12 protein-coding genes and 1 pseudogene are annotated in these 15104 nt (G+C 69.7%); 10 read left to right on the top strand and 3 right to left on the bottom strand.

Annotation, left to right across the window (positions count from 1 at the left end):
- The first annotated feature begins 151 nt into the window (after positions 1 to 151).
- From ABZ396_RS16035 to ABZ396_RS16055, 5 genes are all read left to right on the top strand, one after another.
- Entirely contained in the window at positions 152 to 1312 is a 1161-nt protein-coding gene (locus ABZ396_RS16035) for an alginate lyase family protein (RefSeq protein ID WP_358923197.1), read from the top strand.
- A gap of 163 nt (positions 1313 to 1475) precedes the next feature.
- The gene (locus ABZ396_RS16040; protein WP_358923185.1) at positions 1476 to 4034 is read left to right on the top strand and encodes a sensor histidine kinase KdpD; all 2559 of its coding nucleotides are present in this window, start codon (positions 1476 to 1478) and stop codon (positions 4032 to 4034) included.
- Entirely contained in the window at positions 4031 to 4717 is a 687-nt protein-coding gene (locus ABZ396_RS16045) for a response regulator (protein ID WP_358923187.1), read from the top strand. The genes ABZ396_RS16040 and ABZ396_RS16045 overlap by 4 nt, the downstream gene beginning before the upstream one ends.
- A 43-nt stretch (positions 4718 to 4760) precedes the next feature.
- Complete coding sequence (locus ABZ396_RS16050) at positions 4761 to 5159, top strand: OB-fold nucleic acid binding domain-containing protein (protein WP_358923189.1); 399 nt, start codon at positions 4761 to 4763, stop codon at positions 5157 to 5159.
- A 3-nt stretch (positions 5160 to 5162) separates the two neighbouring features.
- Positions 5163 to 5918, top strand: a complete 756-nt coding sequence (locus ABZ396_RS16055; RefSeq protein ID WP_358923191.1) for a DUF3159 domain-containing protein — start codon at positions 5163 to 5165, stop codon at positions 5916 to 5918.
- A 66-nt stretch (positions 5919 to 5984) separates the two neighbouring features.
- Here ABZ396_RS16055 and ABZ396_RS16060 read toward each other — a convergent pair whose 3' ends face one another.
- Positions 5985 to 6656 (bottom strand): TrkA family potassium uptake protein, encoded by a 672-nt coding sequence (locus tag ABZ396_RS16060; RefSeq protein ID WP_358926825.1) that lies wholly within the window; start codon positions 6654 to 6656, stop codon positions 5985 to 5987.
- Positions 6656 to 7327, bottom strand: a complete 672-nt coding sequence (locus ABZ396_RS16065) for a TrkA family potassium uptake protein (RefSeq protein ID WP_358926826.1) — start codon at positions 7325 to 7327, stop codon at positions 6656 to 6658. The genes ABZ396_RS16060 and ABZ396_RS16065 overlap by 1 nt, the downstream gene beginning before the upstream one ends.
- Positions 7328 to 7690: 363 nt before the next feature.
- On the opposite strand from ABZ396_RS16065, the gene ABZ396_RS16070 reads away from it, so the two are divergent.
- A complete protein-coding gene (locus tag ABZ396_RS16070) occupies positions 7691 to 9736 on the top strand; it encodes an APC family permease (RefSeq protein WP_358926827.1) in 2046 nt (681 codons plus the stop codon).
- 235 nt (positions 9737 to 9971) lie between these two features.
- Positions 9972 to 11300 (top strand): TRAM domain-containing protein, encoded by a 1329-nt coding sequence (locus tag ABZ396_RS16075; RefSeq protein ID WP_358926828.1) that lies wholly within the window; start codon positions 9972 to 9974, stop codon positions 11298 to 11300.
- Between the two features lie 859 nt (positions 11301 to 12159).
- Here ABZ396_RS16075 and ABZ396_RS16080 read toward each other — a convergent pair.
- Positions 12160 to 12507: pseudogene (locus ABZ396_RS16080) on the bottom strand (SpoIIE family protein phosphatase); the annotation flags it as partial.
- 286 nt (positions 12508 to 12793) lie between these two features.
- Here ABZ396_RS16080 and ABZ396_RS16085 point away from each other — a divergent pair.
- The 3 genes from ABZ396_RS16085 (at position 12794) to ABZ396_RS16095 (ending at position 14909) form a co-directional block, all read left to right on the top strand.
- Entirely contained in the window at positions 12794 to 13939 is a 1146-nt protein-coding gene (locus tag ABZ396_RS16085) for a PP2C family protein-serine/threonine phosphatase (RefSeq protein ID WP_358926829.1), read from the top strand.
- A 263-nt stretch (positions 13940 to 14202) separates the two neighbouring features.
- Positions 14203 to 14634, top strand: coding sequence for a hypothetical protein (locus ABZ396_RS16090; protein WP_358926830.1), 432 nt, complete (start codon positions 14203 to 14205; stop codon positions 14632 to 14634).
- A 47-nt stretch (positions 14635 to 14681) separates the two neighbouring features.
- Complete coding sequence (locus tag ABZ396_RS16095) at positions 14682 to 14909, top strand: 3'-5' exonuclease (protein ID WP_358926831.1); 228 nt, start codon at positions 14682 to 14684, stop codon at positions 14907 to 14909.
- The last annotated feature ends 195 nt before the right edge of the window (positions 14910 to 15104 follow it).

A 15104-nucleotide genomic window follows, 5' to 3' on the forward strand; every position in this document is an offset into this window, starting at 1 on the left:
CCCGGCGCTCCCGATGTGAACGGTCGCCCCTTACTTCACACCTTGACGGAAGTCTGGTCCGTACCTACGGTCTCGGGTCAACGCCTATGTTCACAGAGGCGCTCCAAGTTCACATACGAGAACGTACGAGAACGGAGTCGCTGTGCGTCGCATCCCCCTGCTCGCGGCCGTGGGAGCCCTGCTCCTGGGCGCCTTCACAGCCCCCGCCGCCCACTCGGCCCCCAGCACGTTCGTGCACCCCGGGGTCACCGTCTCCAGGGCCCAGCTGGACTTCGCCCGCACCGAGGTGCTGGCCGGCGCCCAGCCCTGGAAGTCGGCCTACGACCAGATGATGGCGAGCAAGTACGCCGACCTGAACCGCACGCCCAAGCCCCGGGCGACCGTCGAGTGCGGGTCGTACTCGAACCCCAACTACGGCTGCACCGACGAGCGCGAGGACGCGATCGCCGCCTACACCGACGCCCTCGCCTGGTACATCACCAAGGACGCCCGCTACGCCCAGAAGGCCATCCAGCTCATGGACGCCTGGTCGGCCACCATCACCGGCCACACCAACAGCAACGCGCCCCTGCAGACCGGCTGGGCAGGCTCCTCCTGGCCCAAGGCCGCCGAGATCATCAGGTACACGTACACCGGCACCTGGGCGAACGAGGCCCGCTTCGCCACCATGCTGCGCAACGTCTACCTGCCCACCGTCATCAAGGGCTCCAACTCCAACGGCAACTGGGAGCTGTCGATGATGGAGGCCGCCGTCGGCATCTCCGTCTTCCTGGAGGACAAGACGTCGTACGACACGGCCATGGCCAAGTTCCGTACCCGCACGGCCGCTTACGTCTACCTGGCCTCCGACGGGTCGGTGCCGAAGACCGTGCCCAGCCAGAACCTGGACACCACCGCCAAGATCGTCTCCTACTGGCAGGGCCAGTCCACCTTCGTCACCGGCCTCACCCAGGAGACCTGCCGGGACTTCACCCACACCGGCTACGGCATCTCCTCGATCTCGCACGTCGCCGAGACCAGCCGGATCCAGGGCCAGGACCTCTACGGCACGGACGTCGGCGAACGGCTGCGGCAGGCGCTCGGCTTCCAGTCCAGGTACCAGCTGGGCACCGCCGTCCCCAGCTGGCTCTGCGGCGGCTCCCTCAACCTCGGCCTCGGACCCGTCACCGAGGTCGGCTACAACGCCCTCCACAACCGGCTGGGCATCGCCATGACCAACACCCAGACGCTCACCCAGAACAGCCGCCCGGCGGGCAGCAACAACCTCTTCGTCGCCTGGGAGACCCTCACCCACGGTGACAACCCCAACTGAGCCCCGAGGCCCCGAGGCCCCGCGGCCCTCTCAGGGAGGCCCGCGGGGCACATCAGGGTTCTGTCAAAGATGCCAGCCGCCGATCCCCCTGCCCCATTGGCCGGGATTGTTGGCCGTAAGGTCGACGCTGCGTAGGCGGCGGTAAGCGGAAGACAATGGGACCATGGCACGCGGCAAGCTTCGGATCTATCTCGGTGCGGCACCGGGTGTGGGCAAGACCTACGCCATGCTCTCCGAGGCCCACCGGCGCGTGGAGCGCGGCACCGACTGTGTGGTCGCCTTCGTCGAGCACCACGAACGGCCGCGCACCGAGGTGATGCTGCACGGCCTGGAGCAGGTCCCGCGCAAGGAGCTGAAGTACCGCGACGCCCTGTTCACGGAGATGGACGTGGACGCCGTACTGCACCGCGCCCCCGCCGTCGCCCTGGTGGACGAACTCGCCCACACCAACGTCCCCGGCTCCCGCAACGCCAAGCGCTGGCAGGACGTCGAGGAACTGCTGGCGGCCGGGATCGACGTCGTCTCGACCGTCAACATCCAGCACCTGGAGTCCCTCGGCGATGTCGTCGAGTCCATCACGGGGGTGCGCCAGCGCGAGACCGTGCCCGATGAGGTGGTACGGCGCGCGGACCAGATCGAGCTGGTCGACATGTCGCCCCAGGCGCTGCGCCGGCGCATGGCGCACGGCAACATCTACCAGCCGGACAAGGTCGACGCGGCCCTGTCCAACTACTTCCGGCCCGGCAACCTCACCGCCCTGCGTGAACTGGCGCTGCTGTGGGTGGCCGACCGGGTCGACGAGTACCTGAAGCAGTACCGCAGCGAGCACCGGGTCTCGGCGATCTGGGGCTCCCGGGAGCGGATCGTCGTCGGGCTCACCGGCGGTCCCGAGGGGCGGACGCTGATCCGGCGGGCCGCGCGGCTCGCCGAGAAGGGCGCCGGCGGCGAGGTCCTTGCCGTGTACATCTCCCGCAGCGACGGCCTGACCTCGGCCTCCCCGAAGGAACTCGCCGTCCAGCGCACCCTGGTCGAGGACCTCGGCGGCACCTTCCACCAGGTCGTCGGCGAGGACATCCCCGCGGCCCTGCTCGACTTCTCGCGCGGCGTCAACGCCACCCAGATCGTGCTCGGCTCCTCACGCCGCAAGGCCTGGCAGTACGTCCTCGGGCCCGGCGTCGGCGCCACGGTCGCCCGCGAGTCGGGACCCGACCTGGACGTCCACATCGTCACCCACGAGGCGGTCGCCAAGGGGCGCGGGCTGCCGGTGGCCCGGGGCGCACGGCTCGGGCGGGGCCGGATCATCGCCGGCTGGCTGGCCGGTCTGATCGGCCCGGCCGTCATGGCGGTGCTGCTGAACACCGTCGACCTCGGCCTCGCCAACGACATGCTGCTCTTCCTGACCGTCACGGTCGCGGCCGCGCTGCTCGGCGGGCTCTTCCCGGCGCTGGCCTCGGCGGCGTTCGGGTCCCTGCTGCTGAACTACTTCTACACCCCGCCCCTGCACCGGCTGACCATCGCCGATCCGAAGAACATCGTGGCCATCGTGATCTTCTTCGGGGTCGCGCTGTCCGTCGCCTCGGTCGTGGACCTCGCCGCCCGCCGCACCCACCAGGCCGCCCGGCTGCGCGCCGAGTCCGAGATCCTCTCCTTCCTCGCCGGCAACGTGCTGCGCGGTGAGACCAGCCTGGAGGAGCTCCTTGAGCGGGTACGGGAGACCTTCGGCATGGAGTCCGCCGCCCTCCTGGAGCGGGCGGGCGACGTCGAGCCGTGGTGCTGCGCCGGGCGCGCCGGATTCGGGCCCGCCCTGGAGCGGCCCGAGGACGCCGACGTCGACATGCCCATAGGCGACCACATGGCCCTCGCGCTGACCGGCCGGGTGCTGCCCGCCGAGGACCGCCGGGTGCTCGCCGCCTTCGCCGCCCAGGCAGCGGTCGTACTGGACCGCAGGCGGCTTCGGGAGGAGGCCGACCAGGCCCGCGCGCTCGCCGAGGGCAACCGGATCCGTACGGCCCTGCTGGCCGCCGTCAGCCATGATCTGCGCACCCCGCTCGCCGGGATCAAGGCGGCGGTGTCGTCGCTGCGCTCGGACGACGTGGCATGGTCCGAGGAGGACCAGGCGGAGCTGCTGGAAGGCATCGAGGAGGGTGCCGACCGGCTCGACCACCTCGTCGGCAACCTGCTCGACATGTCCCGCCTGCAGACCGGCACCGTCACCCCGATCGTCCGTGAGATCGACCTCGATGAGGTGGTCCCGATGGCGCTGGTCGGCGTGCCCGAGAACAGCGTGGAGCTGGACGTCCCCGAGACCCTGCCCATGGTCGAGGCCGACGCCGGACTCCTGGAGCGGGCGGTGGCCAACCTGGTCGAGAACGCCGTCAAGTACAGCCCGGCCGGCCGGCCCGTCCTCGCCTCCGCCAGCGCCATCGCGGACCGCGTCGAGCTGCGGATCGTGGACCGCGGGCCCGGCGTGCCCGACGACGCCAAAGACCGCATATTCGAGCCCTTCCAGCGTTACGGTGACGCTCCGCGCGGTGCCGGGGTCGGTCTGGGGCTCGCGGTCGCCCGGGGCTTCGCCGAGGCGATGTGCGGCACCCTCAACGCCGAGGACACGCCCGGCGGCGGCCTCACCATGGTCCTCAGCCTCCGGGCGGCAGGATCGGTCGCCGCAGCAGCGGAACCCGTGGCGGAAGCCGTGGCAGAACCGGAAAGGCAGGCCTCATGACCCGTGTGCTCGTGGTCGACGACGAGCCGCAGATCGTGCGCGCCCTCGTGATCAACCTCAAGGCGCGCAAGTACGAGGTCGACGCGGCCCCCGACGGCCGTACCGCCCTCGAACTGGCCGCCTCCCGCCACCCCGACGTGGTCGTCCTCGACCTCGGCCTGCCCGACATGGACGGCGTCGAGGTGATCAAGGGACTGCGCGGCTGGACCCGGGTGCCGATCCTGGTGCTGTCCGCCCGCCACTCCTCGGACGAGAAGGTCGAGGCGCTCGACGCGGGCGCCGACGACTACGTCACCAAGCCCTTCGGCATGGATGAGCTGCTGGCCAGGCTGCGGGCCGCCGTCCGCCGTGCCGAGCCGGTCGCCGGGGGCGGCGAGGACGACGTGCTGGTGGAGACCGAGGGGTTCACCGTCGACCTGGCCGCGAAGAAGGTCAACCGGGCCGGCAAGGATGTCCGGCTGACCCCCACCGAGTGGCACCTGCTGGAGGTGCTGGTCCGCAACACCGGCCGGCTGGTCAGCCAGAAGCAGCTGTTGCAGGAGGTGTGGGGGCCGTCGTACGGGACGGAGACCAACTACCTGCGCGTGTACATGGCGCAACTGCGCCGGAAGCTGGAGGCCGACCCCTCGCACCCCAAGCACTTCATCACGGAGCCGGGCATGGGGTACCGGTTCGAGAAGTGAGCTGGACTACGACGGTGTCTGTGAGCCCCGGTACGCTTCAGACATGAGTGCTGTTCCTCGTTCCGAAAAGCCGGCCGGCCGGTTCCGGCGCATGCTCGGCCGGCTGTCCTCGTCGCAGGAGGACCTGGAGTCCGAGGAACTGCGCGAGGACGCCGACACGGCGGGCTGCATCCGGATCGGCGACTGCCAGGACCGGCAGATCGTCACCGTAACTGGTACCTTGCGCACGGTCACCCTGCGGCCGCGTGCCGGAGTCCCCGCCCTGGAGGCCGAGCTGTTCGACGGCTCCGCCGCGCTGGACGTGGTCTGGCTGGGCAGGCGCTCCATCGTGGGCATAGAACCGGGGCGCAGGCTGATCGCATCGGGCCGGATCTCGATGAGCCGGGGCCGCCGGGTGCTGTTCAACCCCAAGTACGAACTGAGACCCCTCGGTAGGGAGTAGCCGGTGACGTCGCTCGACAAGCCGACCGAAGACACTCAGGCGGAGAACGATGCGCGGGCGGTGACCGAGGCCGCGCTGTTCGAGGCCTTCGGCGGCGTACGCGGCATGGTCGAGACGGTGCTGCCCGGCCTGCTGTTCGTCACGATCTTCACCATCAACAAGGACCTGCACTGGTCGGCGATCGCCGCCCTCGCCGTCTCCGTGGTGCTGGTCGTGGTGCGCCTGGCCATGAGGGGCACCGTCAAGCACGCCTTCAGCGGTGTCTTCGGCGTCGCCTTCGGTGTCGTCTTCGCGATGATGACCGGCAACGCCAAGGACTTCTACCTGCCCGGCATGCTCTACACGCTGGGCCTGGCGCTGGCGTACATCGTCACCACGCTGTGCGGGGTGCCACTGATCGGCCTGATCCTCGGCCCGGTCTTCAAGGAGAACCTCTCCTGGCGTACCCGCAACCCCGGCCGCAAGAAGGCCTACGCCAAGGCCAGCTGGGCCTGGGGCCTGATCCTGCTCGCCAAGTGCGCGATCCTCTTCCCGCTGTACTGGTGGGCCAACACCGCCCAGCTCGGCTGGGTGCTGGTCGCGCTGAAGATCCCGCCGTTCCTGCTCGCCGTCTGGCTCACCTGGGTCTTCCTGGCGAAGGCGCCGGCGCCGATCGATGTCTTCGCCGAGATGGAGGCGCAGGAGAAGGCCGAGGAGGAGCGCAAGGCCGCGCCGGCCGAGGAGAGCGGCGAGGCCTCGGGCGGACGCCACCGCAAGTAGCCGGATACGGGAGAAGGGCGCCCTCCACAGCGGAGGGCGCCCTTCTCTCTGTTCCGTGTGCTCCCGTCAGCCGTCTTCCCGCCGTACCGACAGCAGGTCCTCCAGCTGTTCCTCGCGGGCCTGGGCCGCGACGAAGAGGAGTTCGTCGCCCGCCTCCAGGGAGTCCTCGGGGGAGGGGGTGAGGACCCGGGTGCCGCGGATGATCGTGACCAGGGAGGTGTCCTCGGGCCACGCCACATCGCCGACCTGGGTGCCGGCCAGGGCTGACTCCTCGGGCAGGGTCAGCTCGACCAGGTTCGCGTCGCCGTGGCTGAAGCGCAGCAGGCGGACCAGGTCGCCGACGCTCACCGCCTCCTCGACCAGGGCGGACATCAGACGAGGCGTCGAGACGGCGACGTCCACGCCCCAGGCCTCGTTGAACAGCCACTCGTTCTTGGGGTTGTTGACCCGGGCGACGACGCGCGGAACGCCGTACTCCGTCTTCGCGAGGAGCGAGACGACCAGGTTCACCTTGTCGTCGCCCGTCGCGGCGATCACGACGTTGCAGCGCTGCAGCGCCGCCTCGTCCAAGGAGGTGATCTCACAGGCGTCGGCGAGCAGCCACTCCGCCTGCGGGACCCGCTCGACCGAGATGGCGGTCGGGGCCTTGTCGATCAGCAGGACCTCGTGGCCGTTCTCCAGCAGCTCGCCCGCGATCGAGCGGCCGACGGCGCCGGCTCCGGCAATGGCGACCCTCATCAGTGACCGCCCTCCTCTTCCGGACCCCCGGCGAAGGCGGCCTCGACCTTGTCGACGTCGTCCGTCCGCATCATCACATGCACCAGGTCGCCCTCCTGCAGCACCGTCTGCGAGGTGGGCAGCATCGCCTCACCGAGCCGGGTGAGGAAGGCGACCCGGACACCGGTCTCCTCCTGCAACTCGCTGATCTTGTGGCCGACCCACTTCGGGGACACGTGCACCTCGGCCAGCTGGACCCCGCCGGTGGGGTCACGCCACAGCGGCTCCGCGCCCGAGGGCAGCAGCCGGCGCAGCATCTGGTCGGCGGTCCAGCGGACCGTGGCGACGGTGGGGATGCCGAGGCGCTGGTAGACCTCGGCGCGCCGCGGATCGTAGATACGGGCCGCGACGTTCTCCACACCGAACATCTCGCGGGCCACCCGGGCCGAGATGATGTTCGAGTTGTCACCGCTGGAGACGGCGGCGAAGGCGCCTGCCTCCTCGATGCCCGCTTCGCGCAGCGTGTCCTGGTCGAAGCCGACTCCGGTGACCCGGCGGCCGCCGAATCCCGGGCCCAGCCTGCGGAAGGCGGTGGGGTCCTGGTCGATCACGGCGACCGTGTGCCCCTGTTGCTCCAGGGTCTGGGCGAGAGCGGAACCCACTCTGCCGCAGCCCATGATGACGATGTGCACGACCGTCCTTCCGGTGTCCAAAAGTTACTGCTCAGCCCCATCAGGGTCTCAGACCGACGCCCAAGCTACACACGCACCGTCCGGCCCGGGCACCCCTGTGCCACGCTCATCGCCGAGTGATGCTGCGCACGCTCCAGGCAGTGAGGACTCCGAGGCCGACGAGGGCGACCGCGGCACCGATCAGCTCTGCGGTCGCGGGCATAAGACCTCCGAAGTGCGATGACAGGCGGGGTCTGCCATCTAGGCACGAATGACGCGAAGGCAACGGAATCCGCAGTTCCAGCCGTCACCTTTTTCACTCGGGAGGCAGATCCAGTACTGCGGCTGGAGGGTTGGCAGGCCGAAGGCCTACGATCCTTTCTCGTGTCCAAACTGACCGACGTGCCCAAACGGATCCTGATCGGGCGCGCACTGCGCAGTGACCGGCTGGGCGAAACACTCCTGCCGAAGCGCATCGCACTCCCCGTCTTCGCCTCCGACCCGCTGTCCTCCGTCGCCTACGCGCCGGGGGAGGTCCTGCTGGTCCTGTCCATCGCGGGCGTGTCGGCGTACCACTTCAGCCCCTGGATCGCGGTCGCGGTCGTCGTGCTGATGTTCACCGTGGTCGCCTCATACCGGCAGAACGTGCACGCCTACCCGAGCGGCGGCGGCGACTACGAGGTCGCCACCACCAACCTCGGGAACAAGGCCGGCCTGACCGTCGCGAGCGCCCTGCTCGTCGACTACGTCCTGACCGTCGCCGTCTCCATCGCCTCCGGCATCGAGAACCTCGGCTCGGCGGTCCCCTTCGTGGTCGAGCACAAGGTCTTCTGCGCCGTCACCGTGATCGTGCTGCTGACGCTGATGAACCTGCGCGGGGTGAAGGAGTCCGGCAAGCTCTTCGCGATCCCGACGTACGTGTTCGTCGGCGGCGTCTTCATCATGATCGCGTGGGGCGCGTTCCGGGGCCTGGTACTCGGGGACATGATGCGGGCCCCGACCGCCGACTTCCACATCAAGGCCGAACACCAAGGCCTGGCCGGCTTCGCCCTGGTCTTCCTTCTCCTCCGCGCCTTCTCCTCAGGCTGTGCCGCGCTCACCGGTGTCGAGGCGATCTCCAACGGCGTCCCGGCCTTCCGCAAGCCGAAGTCGAAGAACGCGGCGACCACGCTGGCCATGATGGGCCTGCTGGCGGTCACCATGTTCTGCGGCATCATCGCGCTCGCCGCCGTCACCAAGGTCCGCATGGCCGAGAACCCGGCCACGGATCTGATCCACAACGGCGTCGGGGTCGGCGCGGGGTATGTCCAGAACCCGGTGATCTCCCAGGTCGCCGAGGCCGTCTTCGGCAAGGGCAGCTTCCTGTTCATCCTGCTCGCCGCCGCCACCGCCCTGGTCCTCTTCCTGGCGGCGAACACCGCGTACAACGGCTTCCCCCTGCTCGGCTCGATCCTCGCCCAGGACCGCTACCTGCCGCGCCAGCTGCACACCCGCGGCGACCGCCTCGCCTTCTCCAACGGCATCGTGCTGCTCGCCGGCGCCGCCGCCCTGCTGACGGTCATCTACGGCGCCGACTCGACCCGCCTCATCCAGCTCTACATCGTCGGCGTGTTCGTGTCCTTCACGCTCAGCCAGACCGGCATGGTCCGGCACTGGAACCGCCACCTGGCGACCGAGAAGGACCCGGCCAAGCGCAGCCACATGATGCGCTCCCGTGCGATCAACGCGTTCGGCGCCTTCTTCACCGGCCTGGTGCTGGTCGTCGTCCTGGTCACCAAGTTCACGCACGGCGCCTGGGTGGCGCTGCTCGGCATGTGCATCTTCTACGCGACGATGACCGCGATCCGTAAGCACTACGACCGGGTCTCCGAGGAGATCTCGGCCCCCGAGGAGCCGGACGACGACCTGGTACGGCCGTCCCGAGTCCACTCGGTCGTCCTGATCTCCAAGATCCACCGCCCCACCCTGCGCGCCCTCGCCTACGCCAAGCTGATGCGCTCGGACACCCTGGAGGCGCTCACCGTCAACGTCGACCCGGCCGAGACGAAGGCGCTGCGCGAGGAGTGGGAGGGGCGCGGGATAGACGTACCGCTGAAGGTCCTCGACTCGCCCTACCGCGAGATCACCCGGCCGGTCATCGAGTACGTCAAGGGCCTGCGCGCCCAGTCCCCGCGGGACGCGGTCTCCGTGATCATCCCGGAGTACGTCGTCGGCCACTGGTACGAGCATCTGCTGCACAACCAGAGCGCCCTGCGCCTCAAGGGCCGGCTGCTGTTCACGCCGGGTGTCATGGTGACCTCCGTGCCCTACCAGCTGGCGTCCTCGGAGCTGGCGAGGAACCGGGCCCGCAAGCGGCAGGAGTGGAACGCGCCGGGCGCGGTGCGACGCGGTCCGGCCGAACACCGGCCCAAGGAGCACAGCGCGGGCTGAGCGGGACGGGTACCGGTGCCCCTGCGTGGAGTCGGGGCGCCGGTGGGCCTGCGTGGAGTCGGGGCGCCGGTGGCTCTGCGTGTGGAGTCGGGGCGCCGGCGGCGTAGGCCGCGGGGGAGGGGGCTTTCGGCGACCGCGTGTGGGTAGGGGGGCTTCGGCGACCACGTAGACTGGTGGGCTGTCGTCGGCCCATGAGCGGCCGGTCCCCCTCTCGCTGATCTGGAGTCACCCCGCCATGCAGGCAGAACCGAAGAAATCTCTGGTGGGGACGGAGTACGAGGTCGAGGTGGGCCCGGTCGCACACGGCGGCCACTGCATCGCCCGGACCGCCGAGGGCCAGGTGCTGTTCATCCGGCACGCGCTGCCCGGCGAGCGGGTCGTGGCCCGGGTGACCGAGGGCGAGGAGGGGGCCCGCTTCCTGCGCGCCGACGCGGTCGACATCGTGGACGCGTCCAAGGACCGCGTCGAGGCACCCTGCCCCTACGCCGGCCCCGGCCGCTGCGGCGGCTGCGACTGGCAGCACGCCAAGCCGGGCGCCCAGCGCCGGCTCAAGGGCGAGGTGATCGCCGAGCAGTTGTGGCGGCTGGCCGGCCTGACACCGGAGGAGGCGGGCTGGGACGGCACGGTCATGCCCGCCGAGGGCGACAAGCTGCCGGCGGGTGAGGTGCCGCAGTGGCGCACGCGCGTGCAGTACGCGGTCGACGCCGACGGCAACGCGGGGCTGCGCCGGCACCGCTCGCACGAGGTGGAGCCGATCGAGCACTGCATGATCGCCGCGCCGGGTGTCAGCGAACTCGGTATCGAGGAGCGCGACTGGTCGGGCATGGCCTCGGTGGAGGCGATCGCCGCGACCGGCTCCCAGGACCGCATGGTGATCCTGGAGCCCAACCCCGGCGCCCGGCTGCCCCTCGTCGAACTCGACAAGCCGGTCTCGGTCCTGCGGGTGGACGAGAACGACGGCGGCGTCCACCGCGTCCACGGCCGCGCCTTCGTCCGCGAACGCGCCGACGGCCGTACCCACCGCGTGGGTAACGGCGGCTTCTGGCAGGTCCACCCGAAGGCGGCGGACACCCTGGTGACGGCGGTGATGCAGGGCCTGCTGCCGCGCAAGGGCGAGATGGCGCTCGACCTCTACTGCGGTGTCGGCCTGTTCGCCGGCGCCCTCGCCGACCGCCTCGGTGAGAAGGGCGCGGTCCTCGGTATCGAGTCAGGCAAGCGCGCGGTGGAGGACGCCCGCCACAACCTGGCGGACTTCCCGCGGGTACGCATCGAGCAGGGCAAGGTGGAGTCGGTCCTCCCGCGCACCGGCATCACCGAGGTCGACCTCGTCGTCCTCGACCCGCCCCGCGCGGGCGCGGGCCGCAAGACCGTGGAGCACCTGACGTCGCTGGGCGCCCGCAGGATCGCGTACGTCGCCTGCGACCCGGCCGCACTGGCACGGGACCTGGCGTACTTCCGGGACGGCGGGTACCGGGTGCGGACGCTGCGGGCGTTCGATCTGTTTCCGATGACCCATCACGTGGAGTGTGTCGCCATCCTCGAACCGGCCGCAAAGGGCTCCTGACCTGCGGTTTTACCTGTGCGCATTATGTGCGGTGTGGGCGTTACGGGCGATATCTTGACGCTGAAATGACGCTCGTGACGCTCATTTGACGCTCGTTCTGATGGGGTGTCAGGCGAACTATTGGGCAGGTCAGGCCCTGTCGGGTGGCGTATATCGATGGGGGGCCGAGGGCGGGCGACGTTCTGCGCGGAGCTGCTGGTTCCTGATGATCACTTGTCCCGGAAGAGACCAGTGAACGCGGTGACCTGCCCCGATAAGTTGCTAAGGGTCGCTGACCTGCGCGAATGGCCTTTCAGCTGTTTCACGTTCGTGCCGGTTTATGGAGCCGGAAGTCCCAGAAAAGTCCCAGAGGGCTCCCAGCGCTGACGGATGCTCTTTCGGCTCTATACGCCAATGGGGGTTCGTCGATCGCCTCCGCTGTCGACGAGGGTGCTGGAACCTTGGTGTCGGGTGACTGGCGCTCGGCGGATGCCTTGCGGGATCGTAGGTTCCTGATGACCAACGATGACTCTGCGGTCGCCGGTGGCGGTCAGCCGGCGGTGCCTGCCAAGCCTCGGGCGCCCTACAGCGAGCGGCCCGTCGCGCGGGCCCGACGGGCGAAGGTGCAGGAGCTGATCGACGGCTCGTTGCCGAGGGGCGTGTGCGGATCACTGATCCTGATGCCGGCGAGGTCGCGGAGTGGCGGCGTGTCGTCAACTACGCGAAGCGGCACGGTCTGGAGCCGGTGGGCAAGCGCATCGAGAAGGTTCCCTACGGCGGGCGTGGTCTGGAGTTGTTTCTCGCGGAGGACCCGCATCCCGACGCGCGGAGTCAGCGGCCGACGGAGGGCGGGGGTCTTGTTCCCGTACCCACGCGGTTGGGGCACCTCCAGGTCCGCGAGTGTGTGCATGGCGGTGCGCAGCCTGCCCATGGTCGCCGCGGCGTGGATGCCCTGACCGACCACGTCGCCGACGACGAGGGCCACTCGGGCGCCGGACAGCTCGACCACGTCGAACCAGTCACCCCCCACGCCCCGGTCGAGGTCGGCCGGCGCATAGCGGGAGGCCACCTCGACGGCGGCGCCGCCTCGCACGCGCTGGGGGAGCAGGTCACGCTGGAGTGTGAGGGCGGCGGTGCGCTCGCGTGCGTATTGCAGGGCGTTCTCCAGACAGAGCGCGGCCCGGGTGACGAGCCCCTCGGCGAGCAGCAGGTCGTCCTCCTGGAACGGCGCCACCCCGACGCGCGCCTGCTCAGTTGGATCTCTTCGCCCTCCCGGTGCGCGGTTCGGTCTTGTCGCCCTTGGGCTGAATCATCCGGAATACTCCTGTTATTCACCCGGTTGACATCAGGAGCGACGCGGATCCCGGAGACGAAGACGGAAACAGCGACCCAGGCGCTGGAGCCCGGTGACCACCCGACGGGCCGTCACCAGCCTGGCTGCGCCGCCACACCCGCAGTCGTTCACCCTGGCGGAACCGGGGGCCATGATCCAGCAGCATGCACGGGAGCAAGAAGTGAGCGTTGCGACCACCGCGAAGGCGAACAGGACCCTGCGGGCCTGGTGGCGCGCAGCACCGCGCCCGCTCTGGGTGGTCGCCCCGCTGCTCCTGGTCATCTGCGTCCCGGTGGCCGACGCGTTCCTTCCGCCGGACATCCACCTCGCCCATCTGCTGGTCGTCGCCACCGCCGTGACCGCCATCGGCACCGGTCCGCGACCCACGGCAATGATCGGTGCTCTCTCCGTACTCGCGCTGATCGCCGCTGGGGCGGAGCGGCGGGTCCTGAGCACCGAGAGCGTCCTGGTGGAACTCGTCTCACTCGCCACGCTCTGCATCCTCCTGGTCGCCTTCACCCATCTGCGGGACCGGCACCAGCGGGAACTCGTCCGGGCGCGGACCGTCTCCGACACGGCCCAGCGCGTCGTCCTGCGACCGCTCCCGGAGCAGGCCGGAGCGGTGTCGCTCGCAGCGGAGTACCACAGCGCCGAAGCCGACACCTACATCGGCGGCGACCTCTACGCCGCGGCCCGTACTTCCGACTCCACCCGACTGATCATCGGAGACGTCCGCGGCAAAGGCCTCGCCTCGATCAGCGACACGGCGATCGTGCTGGGCGCCTTCCGTGCCGCGGCCCACCGTCAGATCCCGCTGACGGAACTGGTCGCCTACGTCGAGGACGCGGTCTCCTGGGGCCTCGCGGAGTTCTCGGAATCCGACCCCGAGGCCGCCGAACGCTTCGTGACTGCCGTGCTGCTCGACATCCCGGACGACGAACCGGTGGTCCACATGATCAGCTGTGGACATCCACCGCCCCTGCTGCTGCGCCGGGCAGCCCAGACCGCCGCCACCGCTCTCCATGTGACGCAACCCGCCCCACCACTCGGCCTCGCCGCCATGTCCGAGACCGTGTACACGGCGGCGACCTTCCCTTTCCAGGACGGGGACAGGATCCTGCTCTACACGGACGGCGTCACCGAGACGCGCGACAGCGAGGGCACCTTCTATCCGCTCGCCGAACGTGTACAGAGGTGGGCCGAACACGCCCCCGGGCCGCTTCTGCGGCAGATCACCGCCGACGTTCGGGCGTACGCGGGCGGTCTGCTCAACGACGACATGGCCATGATCGTCGTACAGCGGGGCGGGGTACCGGCGCCCGCCTGAATAGAGCCGAGAAGTTCCGCCCAGGCGGCCCGAGCGTTGGCCCCGCGCAACCAGGTCGACCGGGCTGGCGCCATGCCAAGGGAGCCGGCATCCGCCACATCGACGGCCTCGGCGGGCTGGTGGAGCGCCGCCGATTCGAGAACAGCCTCCGGACCTGAGGCTCCCCCCCACAGCACAAGCGTGGAGCGCCACGAGCTTGATGCTCTGGGGCCAGCACTGGATTAAGGTGGGACATCGATACCTGGCTGGACGCTCTATCGCGCTTGATCCGGTCCAAGGCGGATGTGGCGACCGCGGATGCGTGCGCCAACTGTTCTGGTGCCATCCGGGCCGGGAACGTCCTCGTTCCCTACCGCACCACCCGCGAAATCCTGAACCGGGCCATGGAAGTGGTGAACCCCAAGAGCGACCAGATCACCTTCGACGACCTCGACGACGGTACCGACACCCTCGACGGCTACCGCTCGGTTCTGCGCGGTCCGGCCCCTGAACTCGTCCGCTGCGAGAGCTGGGACGACGAACTCGCCCAGCTCGCCACCACTCTGCGGGCCTGGCGCGAGGAACTCGCCACCGGTGGAGCCGACGGCAAGGTCCGCGACCCCCGCGGCACCATCGCGGTGTGCGTCGCCGACCGTGAAGCCGTCAACCAGGTCATGTACTACCTGGCGACCGAGGCCGAGCTGACCGTCGCCTAATCACCAAGGAGGGCGTCAAGGGAGACGGCGACATCCACGTCGGCACCATGCACCGCTTCAAGGGCCTCGAATACCAGAGGCTCGCCATCGTCGGTGCCCGCGACGGCGTCATCCCCCGGGCGTCCGTCGTCCAGCGTTATCGCGACACGGACCCCCGGCGCCTCGCCCGCGAGGAACTGAAAGCCCGGTCACTGCTGTTCGTCGCGGCCACCCGTGCCCGCGACACCCTGCGGATCAGCTGGTACGGGAAGCCGAGCCCGTACCTGCCCAAGTAGAGGTGTGCGTGAGCCCTGCCGTCCTTGATCGGGCGGCAGGGCTCTCGCTTCTCGTACGACCGTCAGGCCTGCCTGACGAGTCCCGCCCACGCTTCGCGGCGCTCGCCACCCGCTGGGGCTGGCACCTCCGGCTCGGAGGCCCGGGCAAGACCGTCTGGGCGGAGTGCGTGTTCACAACTCAGACGTGAGCCCGTG

Source organism: Streptomyces sp. NPDC005866, from assembly GCF_040629895.1.
Lineage (GTDB): Bacteria > Actinomycetota > Actinomycetes > Streptomycetales > Streptomycetaceae > Streptomyces.